The 12,266-nt window shown below is 70.9% G+C and carries 9 protein-coding genes and 1 pseudogene; 3 read left to right on the forward strand and 7 right to left on the reverse strand.

Annotation, left to right across the window (positions count from 1 at the left end; all coding sequences use genetic code 11):
* The first annotated feature begins 257 nt into the window (after positions 1–257).
* Positions 258–713 carry an Lrp/AsnC family transcriptional regulator gene (locus tag BMZ82_RS30725; protein ID WP_037750851.1) on the forward strand — a complete coding sequence of 152 codons (456 nt, stop codon included), beginning with the start codon at positions 258–260 and terminating at the stop codon, positions 711–713.
* A 391-nt stretch (positions 714–1,104) separates the two neighbouring features.
* Here the strand turns inward: BMZ82_RS30725 and rraA are convergent, their stop codons facing one another.
* The 7 genes and pseudogenes from rraA to BMZ82_RS30760 form a co-directional block, all read right to left on the reverse strand.
* Complete coding sequence (gene rraA, locus BMZ82_RS30730) at positions 1,105–1,668, reverse strand: ribonuclease E activity regulator RraA (RefSeq protein ID WP_256252201.1); 564 nt, start codon at positions 1,666–1,668, stop codon at positions 1,105–1,107.
* Positions 1,657–2,289 (reverse strand): annotated as a pseudogene (otnC, locus tag BMZ82_RS30735) (3-oxo-tetronate 4-phosphate decarboxylase); the annotation flags it as partial. The gene rraA and the pseudogene otnC, both read right to left, overlap by 12 nt.
* On the reverse strand, positions 2,286–3,560 hold the full coding sequence (gene otnK / locus BMZ82_RS30740; RefSeq protein ID WP_093780672.1) for a 3-oxo-tetronate kinase: 1,275 nt from the start codon (positions 3,558–3,560) through the stop codon (positions 2,286–2,288). The gene otnK and the pseudogene otnC, both read right to left, overlap by 4 nt.
* 85 nt (positions 3,561–3,645) lie before the next feature.
* Complete coding sequence (locus BMZ82_RS30745; RefSeq protein WP_177244737.1) at positions 3,646–4,728, reverse strand: isocitrate/isopropylmalate dehydrogenase family protein; 1,083 nt, start codon at positions 4,726–4,728, stop codon at positions 3,646–3,648.
* Positions 4,729–4,742: 14 nt separating this feature from the next.
* A complete protein-coding gene (locus tag BMZ82_RS30750) occupies positions 4,743–5,624 on the reverse strand; it encodes a sugar phosphate isomerase/epimerase family protein (protein ID WP_256252197.1) in 882 nt (293 codons plus the stop codon).
* On the reverse strand, positions 5,621–6,304 hold the full coding sequence (locus tag BMZ82_RS30755; RefSeq protein WP_064751333.1) for an aspartate/glutamate racemase family protein: 684 nt from the start codon (positions 6,302–6,304) through the stop codon (positions 5,621–5,623). The genes BMZ82_RS30750 and BMZ82_RS30755 overlap by 4 nt, the downstream gene beginning before the upstream one ends.
* Positions 6,305–6,544: 240 nt before the next feature.
* Positions 6,545–7,258 carry a FadR/GntR family transcriptional regulator gene (locus BMZ82_RS30760; protein WP_177244738.1) on the reverse strand — a complete coding sequence of 238 codons (714 nt, stop codon included), beginning with the start codon at positions 7,256–7,258 and terminating at the stop codon, positions 6,545–6,547.
* Positions 7,259–7,615: 357 nt separating this feature from the next.
* On the opposite strand from BMZ82_RS30760, the gene BMZ82_RS30765 reads away from it, so the two are divergent.
* On the forward strand, positions 7,616–8,911 hold the full coding sequence (locus BMZ82_RS30765; RefSeq protein WP_093780675.1) for a CitMHS family transporter: 1,296 nt from the start codon (positions 7,616–7,618) through the stop codon (positions 8,909–8,911).
* Positions 8,912–9,246: 335 nt separating this feature from the next.
* Entirely contained in the window at positions 9,247–12,126 is a 2,880-nt protein-coding gene (locus tag BMZ82_RS30770; protein ID WP_093780676.1) for a SpoIIE family protein phosphatase, read from the forward strand.
* The last annotated feature ends 140 nt before the right edge of the window (positions 12,127–12,266 follow it).

A 12,266-nucleotide genomic window follows, 5' to 3' on the forward strand; every position in this document is an offset into this window, starting at 1 on the left:
TCTGAGCCCGCGTTCGCACCCTCCGGAACCCTCCAAAGTGGGTCGCACGCGTGGACATCCCCTTTTGGGGGCGGCGGCCGGCAGACGGGACGGAACACTCGGGAACCGGCGAATCCCAGGAAGCCATCAACGTGCTTGAAGTCATGATCGGTCGTTCTTTCGTCCACTCACTCTTACTGGAGGAAAGATTATCCCGATTTGATGCGAAAATTTTCTATGTCTCCTCGCTTCCGCCACCAATGGAGAATAATCTTCTTGTGGATGACTTGGATCGGAAGATTCTTACCGAGCTGCAGCAGGACGGCCGTCTGACCGTGACAGAACTGGCCGCCCGGGTGAGCCTCAGCGTCTCACCCTGTCACCGACGGCTGCGAGACCTGGAACGGTCCGGCGCGATCCGTAGCTACCGCGCCATCGTGGACAGGGGTGCCGTAGGCCTGAACTTCGAGGCCCTGGTCTTCGCCACGCTGCGCTGGGCGGAGCCGGACACCGTCACCGCCTTCGAGGAGGCCGTCGGCGCCGTACCGCACGTGATCCAGGCCGAGCGCCTGTTCGGGGAGCCCGACTACCTCCTGCGCGTGGTCACGGCTGACCTCGCAGCCTTCCAGCAGCTCTACGACCAGCGTCTGGCCACCCTGCCCGGCGTCCAGCGACTCACGTCCACCCTGGTCATGAAGCACGTCGTCACCGACCGCCCGTTGCCCGAGCGGTAGCCGGTGCACGCCGGTCGGCACACGCTTGGGCGATGTCGGCAACCACATGTCCCGCCGGCCGGGCAGCCGGCACCCGACGTTCGACCGGCCGGAGGCCAGGCCCCCGGGAAGCGGACCACGGCGCGGGCCGGCCAGGCGAGTGGCCGGCCCGTAGCGCTGCCGACCCGGACAGCCCGACCAGGTCAGCACGACGGGGCGTCGACGGCCGGTTCGACCTGTACGACGATGCCGGGTGACGGATTCGGCTATGAGCAAGGAGAGTTCACGTGCACGTCGTTGCGCTGGACCGACGCCGAAGCACGGCCGAAGGTTTTCAGAAGCACTGGCTACCCAATCGTGTGGGGGCACCTCTCGGACGGGGTCCGAGAGGGAGTTCCCTCGCGCCGTGTGGTCAGGTGTTCTCGGGGAGGAGAGCGATGCCGTCGTCGTCGGCGTGCAGGACGTCCCCGGGGTGGAAGGTGACGCCGCCGAGGGTGACGGGGACGTCGACGGCTCCGGTGCCGTCCTTGGCGCTCTTGCGGGGAATGGTGCCCAGCGCCTTGATGCCGAGCCGGAGACCGGAGAGGGCGACGCTGTCACGGACGGCGCCGTGCAGGACGAGGCCGGCCCAGCCGTTGTCCTGGGCGGCGCCGGCGATGAGGTCGCCGACCAGGGCGGTGCGCAGGGAACCGCCTCCGTCGACGACGAGGACATGACCGTCACCGGGGGTGCGCAGAAGGTCGCGCAACAGGCCGTTGTCCTCGTCGCAGAAGACGGTGCGCACGGGGCCGGCGAAGCTGCGGTGGGCGCCGAACTGGCGGAACTGCAGGTCGCAGACGCGCAGTTCGGTTCCGTACCGGTCGACGAGGTCGGCTGTGGGGACGGGGGTGAGGTGCTGGGGCACTGGGGATTTCCTTCGCTCGGGGCTGCCGCGCCCGCTGTCATCCGGCCGTCGGGGGGATGTGGGCGCGAGCACGGCAGCCTGCTCGGGGGTGAGAGAGCGGGTGGCGTGTCCCCGTAGAAGGAGGTGGAGTCTGGCGGTCTCCTCCAGTTCCTCGATCGCGTCGGCGGCCGCCTCCAGGCTTGCGCCGGCGGTGACGGGGCCGTGGTTGGCGAGGAGGACGGCATGGTGGGCGCGGGCTGTGCGCTCGGCGAGCGGTTCCAGGCTGATGTCGCCGGGGGCGTGGTAGGGCAGCAGCGGCAGGGTGCCCACGCGCATGGCGTAGTACGCGGTGAGCGGGGGAAGGGCGTCGTCCGGGTTCACGTCGTCCAGGCAGGAGACGGCGGCGGCGTGGGTGGAGTGCAGGTGCACGACCGCGTGGGCGCCTGGTCGGGCCCGGTAGAAGGCGGCGTGCAGAAACGCCTCCTTCGTGGGCCGGGGGCCATCGAGATGCTTGCCGTTCAGGTCTGTTCGGGACAGCTCGGTTTCCTCGACGGTGCCGAGGCTGGATCCGGTGGGTGTGAGCAGGAGGCTGCCGTCGGCCAGGCGGACGGACAGGTTGCCTGTGGACCCGTGGGTCAGGCCGCGGGTGAACAGGGAGCGGGCGGTGCGCACGATCAGCGCGCGGGCGGCCTTCTCGTCGGTGTAGGCGGTCACTCGGTGTCCTCGGCCGTGGCGGCGAGGGCGCGGGTGAACAGGTCGGGGGCGCCGAAGTTGCCGGACTTGAGCATGAGGGCGAGGTCGCCGTTCTTGGTGGCGGCGTACGTCCAGGGCACACCGGGGTCGGCTTCCTCGCCCACGAGGACAGCCCGGACGCCGAGGGCGGTGGTGACGGCGCCGGAGGTCTCTCCGCCCGCGACGAGCAGCTGGCGGACGCCGCGCTCGACCAGGTGGGAGGCGAGGGTCCCGAGGAGTTCCTCGACCTGCGCAGCGGCCTCGTTGACCCCCAACTGCGCCTGCACGGCGGCGAGTTCTTCCGGTGATGCGGAGGCATAGATGAGGACGGGCCGGTCGGGATCCTGCTCGTCGTACCAGGCCATTGCTTCGCCGGTGACATCGCGTCCTGTGGCGGCGGCGAGGACGTCGAGATGCAGGGACGGCAGGCCGGCGGCGTAGAACTGGGCGATCTGTTCCAGAGTGCGGGCCGAGCAACTGCCGGCCAGGACGGCCGCGCGTCCCCCGCGCGACAGCGGCTCGGCGGCGGCCGGTCCGCCGGCGGGGTAGGCGTGCCCGAGCCCCTCGGCCAGGCCCGCGGCCCCGGCGACGACGGGTAGTTCGAAGGCCGCGGCTCCCAGGACGGCGAGGTCGTCGTCGGTCAGGGCGTCGGCGATGATGTGCCGGACGCCGGTCTGCCGGTGGGCCGCGACGGCGTCGCGGACGGCGTCGACCCCGCGGCGCACGGTGGCCCAGTCGATCAGGGCCACCTTGTGGTGAGTCTGTGCGGACAGCAGGCGCACGATGGCGGAGTCCGTCATGGGGTTGAGGGGGTGGTGGCGAAGCGGCGAGTCGGACAGCAACTGGCCGTGAACGAACAGATGCCCCTGGTAGACGGTGCGCCCGTTGGGCGGGGAGGCCGGGCAGTGCAAGGTGACGGTGGCACCGGCGGCGTCCATGAGCGCGTCGGTCACCGGGCCGATGTTGCCCTGCGGGGTGGAGTCGAAGGTGGAGCAGTACTTGAAGTAGACCTGTGCCGCGCCCTTGACCCGCAGCCAGCGTTGGGCTGCCAGGGAGTCGGCGACCGCATCGCCGGCGGGCGTGGAACGGGACTTCAGGGCGACCACGGCCGCGTCGCAGTCCGGGGGGAGCGCGGTGGCGTCGTCCGGGGTGCCGAAGACCAGGGCGGTGCGCAGGCCCGCACGCCGGAAGGCGGCGGCGACATCGGTGCCGCCGGTGAAGTCGTCGGCTATGCAGCCGATGCGCAGGGTCATGGTCGGGGGTCTCTCCTCGGGCGGGCGGGCGGAGCGTGAGAGTCCGGGGCGGGCGGTCGGAGTAGGCCCGCCCCGGAGCGTTGGATCAGTTCTGGCCGGCGCCGATGGCCTTGATGACGGCGGCGGTGAACTCGGAGGTGGAGGCGGAGCCGCCGAGGTCGCGGGTGGAGGTGCCGGCGGCGATGGCGTCGGCCACACCCTTCTCGATGATCTTCGCGACGGCGGTGAGCTTCTCGTCGCCGTGCTTGGCGCCGAGCCACTCGAACAGCATGGCGCCGGAGAGGATCATGGCGACCGGGTTGGCGATGTTCTGCCCGGCGATGTCGGGGGCGGAGCCGTGGGACGCCTGGGCCATGGCGGTGGTGGCGGAGGAGTTGATGGACGGGGCGGTGCCCAGCGAGCCGGAGATCTCGCCGGCCAGGTCGGAGAGGATGTCGCCGAACATGTTCTCGGTGACGATGACGTCGAAGTCCTGGGCGCGGCGCACCAGGTGGACGGTCATGGCGTCGATGTGGAAGTCGTCCACCGCCACGTCCGGGTACTCCTGGGCGACTTCCTGGCACACGGTGCGGAACAGGCCCGTGGTGAGCTTCAGAACGTTGGCCTTGTGCACGATGGTGAGCTTCTTGCGGCGCGAGCGGGCGAGATCGAAGGCGACGCGGGCGACGCGCTCGGTGGCCTCCCGGGTGATGATGCCCAGCATGATCGCGGTGTTCTCGGTGGGCATGAACTCGCCGGTGCCGGCGAAGGTGTTGCGGTCGGCGTAGAAGCCTTCGGTGTTCTCGCGGACGATTACGAGGTCGGCGCTGTCACAGACGGCCTTGGCCCCGGGGAAGCTCTTGGCGGGGCGGATGTTGGCGAACAGCTGGAAGTGCTTGCGCAGCGTGCCCGAGGGATTGAGCGCGGACTTGTGCGGCTCGGGGTAGCTGACGGAGTCATGCGGGCCGAGGTACCAGCCGTCCAGTCCTGCAAGGGCGTCCTTGGTCTCCTCGGGGACGGGAGTGGCGTGGGACACGATCGCGGAGGCGCCGAGCGGCAGGGTCACCCAGTCGACCGAAACACCGGCGGCCTGCGCGGCGGCCGTGGCGATCTCCACGGAGGACGGGACGATCTCCGGGCCGATGCCGTCGCCCTCAAGGACGCCGAGACGGTAGGTAGTGGTGGTCATGGTGCGGGTTCCTCTCAGAACGGGTGGGTCGTGGACCTTGGGGAAGTCGGGGACGCGGATCGGGCGAGGACGGCCGCGGCATCGGTGAGCGCGGTCCGGGAGCGGGCGGCGGCTCTCGGGCTGTCACCGTCCTGGGTGTGTTCCAGCGTCAGCCAGCCGGTGAAGCCACCTGTGTGCAGCGTCTTCAGCAGGGACGGGAGCCGGGGATCGCCGACGGTCAGGGGGCCTCGCGTGGCGGGCGCCGCGAGCTGCAGGCAGCCGGTGACGGAAACGTGTCGGGTGACGGCCTGCGTGGCGTCGATGCCTTCCGCGTCGAGGTGGTGGGTGTCCAGCACCAGCCCGGCCGGAGCGCCGAGTGCGTCGATGACGGTGAGGGCCTCGTCAGGGGTGTGCCACAGCGAGGTGTTGGCACGCGACTGCGGTTCCAGCAACAGTCGGCTGCCGTGTGTGGATGCCTCCTCGGCCAGATGCCGCACGGCGCGTTCGGCCCAGATGCGCTGTATGTCCTCCAGCCCGGGCACGAAGGTCCCGCGCGTCTGGCCGAGGGTGACCGGCACACCCAGCTCGCCGGCGAGACGGGCCGCGCCCAGCAGGCGGAACAGGGCGTGCCGGCGTACGTCCGGCGACGGGTCGGTCAACGTCAGCCGGTCCTGGGCCGCGACCGGTCCCGTGCCGACGCCCAGGACCTTCAGGCCGGCGCCCTCGACGGTCCGGGCCAGGGCCTCGGCTTCGTGTGCGCCGGTCTCACGGACCTGCACCTCCACACCGTCGTAACCGAGTTCGGCCAGGTGACCGACCGCTTCGGCGAGGGGCGCGGCGAAGCCGAGCGGCATGGGCGCGGCGCAGTCGTCGCCGGAGACCGTGTAGGCCAGGGGCCAGGGCAGGCGGGCTGTCATCGCGCGACCGCCGACGCGGTGGCCGTGTGCCCGTCACCGGGAACGAGCAGGCCGCGCAGTTCACGGGCGGCGGCTCCGGCACCGTCCAGCACGGGCACGCCCACCAGGTCGGCCAGCGCCTCGCGGGCGGGGGTCAGCGAGTACTGCGCCAACAACACCACGTCGGCGTCGGCGCCCCCGGCGGCTTGCAGGGCGTCGGCCAGGTGACGGGCGGTCGCCTCGGCATCACCCGCGACGGCCGCGTCCTCGCTCAGGGCGGTCACGATGTCCACCGGGCGGTCCGGCCGCACTGCCGGTATGAGCGCTTCGAGCTGGGCCACGGCGGCCGGAACGGCCGGCGGAGTGGACGCCACGACGGCGATGCGCCGGTACGGACCGGCCAGAGCGGCCGTGAACATCGCCTCGTCGGACTTCAGAACGGGCACGTCCCACAGCGCGCGAGCGGTGTCCACCACCTCCCCGTAGGAGGAGCAGGTCAGCAGCAGGCCCTGAGCGCCGCCGTCCATCACGTGTCCGATCAGCCGGACCATGCGCCGGCGCAGTGCGTCGGTGAGCCCGCCGGCGTCGCGCGCGTCGTCCAGCAGCCGGTCGTCCAGCACGTTCCAGACCGTGGCCTGCGGAAACTCCCGCGCGAACGCCTCCTGGGCGATGCGGGCACCGGCCGGCACTGCGTGGATCATGGCCACCAGGGGATGGGAATCGATCACCGGGGTTCTTACCTCTTCCGGTAGGCGGGGACCGGCAAGGGTCCCGACCGCAGGCCCGCTCCGGTCGGCGCGGGAACGCCTGGGCGGGCTCGGGATGGGAGACGGCCGCGTTTCGTCGCGTTGCCGCGCCGTCACTGTAGGCCCAACCGGTTAACCGGTCAACCGGTTGGGGTGTGCACGCCGCGGGCATCGGCGGCGGCCCGCGGTGCCCGGCTACCCTTCGCGCCGTTCGAGAGCTTCCATCAGGCGCCGCGACGCGCCTTCCATGTGCCGAGCCATCGCCGCGCGGGCCGCCTCCGCGTCCCCCTCCGCAACCGCTTCGAAGATCGGTACGTGGTCGGCGTAGGCCACCTCGCGAGAGCGGACCGCCCCGGTGCGCTCCACCCAGCCGCGCTGGATCATCGCCCGCATGCCCTTGAGCATGTCGCGCAGCACCGCGTTGCCGGCCAGTTCCCCCAGAGCCGCATGGAAGGCGGTGTCCGCTTCGGGGAACTCGCCGTCGGGGCATTCACGCATCGCCGCCAACCGGGCGCGCAGCAGCGCCACGCCCACCTCGTCGCGCGCCTGCGCGGCCAGACCGGCGACGACCACCTCCAGCTCCGCCCGGGCCTGCACCATGTCCCGGGCCCCCCGCTCGCCGAGGATGAGACCCAGCTCGAACAGCCGGTACAGCACGTCGGAGTCGGCCCCGCGGAAGTACGTCCCGCTGGACTGCCGGATCTCCAGCAGCCCGAGAAAGCCGAGTGACTTGATCGCCTCACGCACGGTGGGCCGGTTCACCCCGAGCATTTCGGTCAACCGCCGCTCCGACGGGATGCGTTCGCCTGGCTGCACCTCGCCGGACATCAGGTAGTCGATCAGTCGGCGGGAGACCTCGGCGGCCAGCGGTTCCCGCGGCTCGACCGTGATCCTGGCGAGTTCGGCCATCGAATTCCTCACTTCGGTATTGACGCGATGGCCGGATTCTAGTTACCTACCGGCAATCCGGTAAACCGGTTGTCCGGACAGCCGGTGAGCGCCCCCCTTCCTCGCATCAGCCGTGCGCCACCGGACGTCCCAGCCATGCCAGCCGCGCCCCCGATCTCCCCACCGGGCCGATGCCCGCCGCGACCGTGCGCCCGAGCCGCCGTACAGGAGCCGCACCTACCATGAACGACCCCACGCACGAGCCGAGTACGGCATCGCGTGCGCTGCCGGTCGCCTCCCGATCCGACACGCACTGACCCGCGCCGTCCCGCGCCGCCGGCTGACCGGCGGCCCTCGGCACTGCACCAAGGAGCAACGATGCTCGCCGTCCTCGGCTTCGCCACCCTGGGCAGCTTCATGCTGCTCGTGATGCGGAAGCACCTCTCCGCATTCACCGCCATCATGCTCACGCCGATCGCCGCCGCCCTCATCGCGGGCAAGGGCGCCAAACTCGGTGACATGATCATGAACGGCCTGGACACCGTCGCCCCCACCGCGGCCCTGCTGCTGTTCGCCGTCCTCTACTTCGGCCTGATGATGGAGGTCAAACTCTTCGAGCCGATCGTTCAGGCCATCATCCGCGCCACCAAGGGCGACCCGGTCCGCATCGTCGTCGGTACCGCCGTGCTGTCCCTGTGCGTCGCCCTGGACGGTGACGGCACCACCAGCTACATGATCGTCTGCTCCGCGTTCCTGCCCATCTACCGCCGACTGGGCATCAACCCGCTCATCCTCGCCGCCCTCGCCGCCATGGCACTGGGCACCATCTCCGGCACCACTCCCTGGGGCGGCGCCGCCACCCGGGGCATCAGCGTCCTGCACCTGAGCGCCACCGAATACTTCGTCCACATGATCGGCCCCATGGTCCTCACCGGCCTGGCCATCATCGCCGTCGCCTACTGGCTCGGCCTGCGCGAACGCGGCAAGCTCGACCCCGAGAAGCTGAACGCCTACAAGCTGGAGATCGCCTCCGGCGAGGCGTTCGAACCGGTCAGAGCGGACTGGCGCATATGGTTCAACGCCGCCCTCACCCTGCTGCTGATGGTGCTCCTGATCCTGGAGGTCGCCGATCTCCTGGTGCTCTTCATGGTCGCGTTCGTCATCGCCCTGCTCGTCAACATCCGCTCCATCGGCGACCAGCAGGACCTCGTCAAGCGCCAGGCGGCCAACGCCGTCCCTGTGATGATCCTCGTCCTGGCCGCCGGCGTCTTCACCGGCATCATGACCGACTCCGGCATGATCAAGGCCATGGCAGACGCCGCCCTCTCCGTCGTCCCCGACTCCATGGGCAACCTCATCCCCCTGTTCACCGCCGTCCTCGCCCTGCCGCTCGGCTTCTTCATGTCCAACGACGGCTACTGGTTCGGTGTGGTCCCCGTCCTCGCCGAATCCGCCGCCCACTACGGCATCGACGCCAACCAGATCGCCCGCGCGGGCGCCATCGGCCAGATCCTCCACATGATGGGGCCCACCTCAGCCCCTCTGTGGGTCCTTCTCGGACTGCTCAAGGCCGAACTCGGCGACTTCCAGAAGCACGCCCTGCGCTGGGGCATCCTGGTCTCCGCCGCGTACATCGTCTTCGCGGTCATCACCGGCGCCATCAGCGTCACCTGAGCCGCCGGGCAGCGCCCCGCACCCTCCGCAGCTCCGCCCCGGTGGGCCGCGCGTAGCCCACCGGGGCGGAGGCGCCGGGTGTCCGTCCGGCCCGGATGACACCTGGGCCACCTGTGGTGACGGATCGACAAGCGAGTGGGGTGTCCCGGTCATCCGCCGCGCCATCGAGGGCGTCACCTCTCTCCGCCAGGTGGACGTGACACTCAGGCACAAGGGTCCGCTTGGCCGTCCCTCCGGGTCGGACTGCCGCTGTCCCGTCCCGGAGCAGTGCCCGCGTTCGAGCCGAGGGACGGCGGCGACCAGCCGAAACGGGCTCGGAGTGTACCGTTGAGGACATGGGCGCGGGTGCGCGACTGGCTGTGCTTGCGGGCACGGACCAGGGGATCACGGAGAGCGAGATCTTCCGGCTGGGGCTGCTGCATGCGGTCGCCGAGTTGGACGGTCTGGGCGGGGCCGTCCATCTGCGCGGCCCCCTGTCAGCCCTCCGCCTCGTGGTGTCGATCGGCCTGCCTCCCGCTCTGGTCCGCTCCTGGGACATAGTCGACCAGGACGGATCGACTGTCCCCGCACACGCCCTGGGCCAGGGCCGTGCCATGTGGGTGCCTGTGCCGTCCGGTGATTCCCCAGGGCCGAGCGCCGGGACATGGCCGGGTGAAGGGCTCGCTTCCGTCCCGCTCTTCCGCGGGGAACGCGCGATCGGCGCGATCACGGTACTGAGCGGTTCCGAGGGCGAGCCGACCGGGGAACAGTGGGAGTTCCTGCGCGCCGTGGCCGCCTGGACCGAGGAACGGATCAGCGACGCGCCGCTGCCCGCCCCGGCACCGGTACCGGAGGAATCAGCCGGCAGGCACCTCCGTCAGGCCCTGCGGGACGTGCCCATCGGCACGTGGGAGTGGAACATCCGCACCGGCGAGCTGTTGTGGGAGGGGCACGAGACCGCCGTACACGGTGAGGTTCCGGAGGACTACGAACCCCGGGCCGAGGCCTGGATGAAGGCCGTGCACCCCGACGACCTGCCGGCGACGCTCGCCGCGGCGGAGCGGGCGGTGCGCGACGGGGTCCCTTACGTGGCCGAGTACCGGGAGCGGCGGCCGGACGGCAGCTACGGCTGGACGCAGGGCCGCGGCTGGGTGATGTACGGCGACGACGGGGAACCGTCACGCATGGTGGGCGTGGCCTGGGACAGCAGCGAATCCCGTACCGCCCAGGACGCGCTCGGCCGCGCTCTGCGCCACATGAGTGACGGTTTCGCCCTGGTCGACGACGACTGGCGGATCGTCTTCGTGAATCTGGAGGCGGAGCGCGCACTCGGCGCCTCCCAGAAGGAGCTGTTCGGACGCGTTCTGTGGGATCTGCCCGTCGTGCGGGCGGTTCCCGACCTGGAGGCCCGGTGCCGGGAGGCCGCCGCCGGGGCCTCGCCGGTGGGCCTCGACGTGCGGATGGCGGCCGGGCGCACCCATCACCTGCGACTCGTTCCGGGGCCGGACGGACTCACCCTCTATCTCACGGATGTCACCGAACGGCGCAGGCGCGAGGCCGAGCAGGCCGCCGCGGACCGTTCCGCGGCGGAGCGCTCGGCCCGGATCGCCGAGCTGACCGAGGCCCTCGCCAAGGCGCGGACCTCGCGTGACGTGGTGGACGTCGTCGCCCGGCGGGTGCTTCCGGCGTTCGGCGCGACCGGCCTGGCCGTGGCCGTCATGGAGGGGAACCGGGCGCAGGTCGTCGGAACCGTCGGCTACCCCGAGGCCCTGCTCGACGCGATCAGGGGCCGGCAGGTCATGGCGGGCGAACCGGTCGGGGACGTCCTCCTGACCGGCGTGCCGTCGTTCTTCTCCTCGGCGCAGGACTACGCGCGCCGCTACCCGAGCCTGGAGGAACGGCCGCGCCTGGCGGGCAAGCAGGCGTGGGCGTTCCTGCCGCTGACGGTCTCCGGGCGCACGTTCGGCGTCTGCACGGTCTCCTTCGACCAGCCCCGCCGCCTCGTCCGCGAAGAACGCACCCTGCTGATCACCATCAGCGCCCTGGTCGCGCACGCCCTGGAACGGGCCCGGCTCTACGACGCCGAGCACACCCGCGCCCAGGAACTGCAACGCGGACTCCTCCCGAGACGGCTGCCCGAGGTGTCGGCGTGCACGGCCGCCGCGCGCTTCCTGCCGGCGGGGCAGGGCATGGACGTCGGCGGCGACTGGTACGACGTGATCCCGCTCTCCGCCGGACGGGTCGCCCTCGTCGTCGGGGACGTGATGGGCCACGGCCTGCCCGAGGCGGCGACCATGGGACGGCTGCGCACGGCCGTGGCCACCCTCGCCGACCTGGAACTGCCGCCCGACGAGGTCATGACCCACCTCAACGACATCGTCGGCGGCCTCGGCGAGGACTCCTTCGCCACCTGCCTGTACGCGGTGTACGACCCCACCGCCGGGACGTGCGCCATCACCCGGGCCGGCCATCCGCCCCCGGCCGTCGTCGAGCCCGACGGCCGCGTGTACTTCCTCGGCCGCCTGGACCCCGACCCACCACTCGGTGTGGCCCAACCACCCTTCGAAACCGTTGAGTTGACACTCCCGGACGACAGTCTTCTGGTGCTGTACACCGACGGCCTGGTCGAATCCGCACACCGAGAGGTCGACCGGGGCATGGACGAGCTCAAGCAGCTCCTGCGCACGACCGACCACGCGGAACTCGAAGCGCTGTGCGATGCCCTCACAGCCAGGCTGCTTCCCGACGAGCAGCGCGCGAACAGCGACGACGCGGCTCTCCTGGCCGTCCGTGTGCACGCTCTCGCCCCCGACCTGATGGCCTCCTGGCAGCTCTCCGAAGAGCCGAGGGCGGCAGGGCAGGCTCGGAGGCACATCAGGGAGCAGCTCCAGAGCTGGGACCTGGACGACCTGTCGACGACGACGGAACTCATCGGCAGTGAGCTGGTGGGCAACGTCGTACGTCACGCCAAGGGCCCGGTGCTGCTGCGACTGCTGCGCAGTACCAGCCTGATCTGCGAAGTCTCCGACGGAAGCCTGACCACCCCGCGCATCCGCCACGCCGCGGAGACGGACGAGGGCGGCCGCGGTCTGCAACTCGTCGCGGCGCTCAGCCAGCGCTGGGGTACGCGGTACACGGCGGCCGGGAAGTGCATCTGGACGGAGCAGACGCTCTCCGGCCCCACGAACGGCCATCCATGGGGCTCCATGGACCAGCTCCTCGCCGCCGAGTTGTGAACGGGTTGCGCAACTGTTCCCGACCGCCGGCCGAGCCGGAAGGCCGAGACCATCAGCCGATCACACTATGACCGCCTTGTACGATAGGTCATAGAACGGAAGAGCCATATGGCCGAGTATGTACCGCTGGAACGCGGGGT

It is taken from the genome of Streptomyces sp. yr375, assembly GCF_900110755.1.
Classification (GTDB): domain Bacteria; phylum Actinomycetota; class Actinomycetes; order Streptomycetales; family Streptomycetaceae; genus Streptomyces.

Coding starts and splice junctions, on each gene's coding strand:
- otnK (WP_093780672.1), bottom strand. CDS start 3,560: ATGACCCTGCGCATCGGCTGCATAGCCGACGACTTCACCGGCGGCACC.
- BMZ82_RS30745 (WP_177244737.1), bottom strand. CDS start 4,728: ATGACCACCACTACCTACCGTCTCGGCGTCCTTGAGGGCGACGGCATC.
- BMZ82_RS30750 (WP_256252197.1), bottom strand. CDS start 5,624: ATGACAGCCCGCCTGCCCTGGCCCCTGGCCTACACGGTCTCCGGCGAC.
- BMZ82_RS30755 (WP_064751333.1), bottom strand. CDS start 6,304: ATGATCCACGCAGTGCCGGCCGGTGCCCGCATCGCCCAGGAGGCGTTC.
- BMZ82_RS30760 (WP_177244738.1), bottom strand. CDS start 7,258: ATGGCCGAACTCGCCAGGATCACGGTCGAGCCGCGGGAACCGCTGGCC.
- BMZ82_RS30765 (WP_093780675.1), top strand. CDS start 7,616: ATGCTCGCCGTCCTCGGCTTCGCCACCCTGGGCAGCTTCATGCTGCTC.
- BMZ82_RS30770 (WP_093780676.1), top strand. CDS start 9,247: ATGGGCGCGGGTGCGCGACTGGCTGTGCTTGCGGGCACGGACCAGGGG.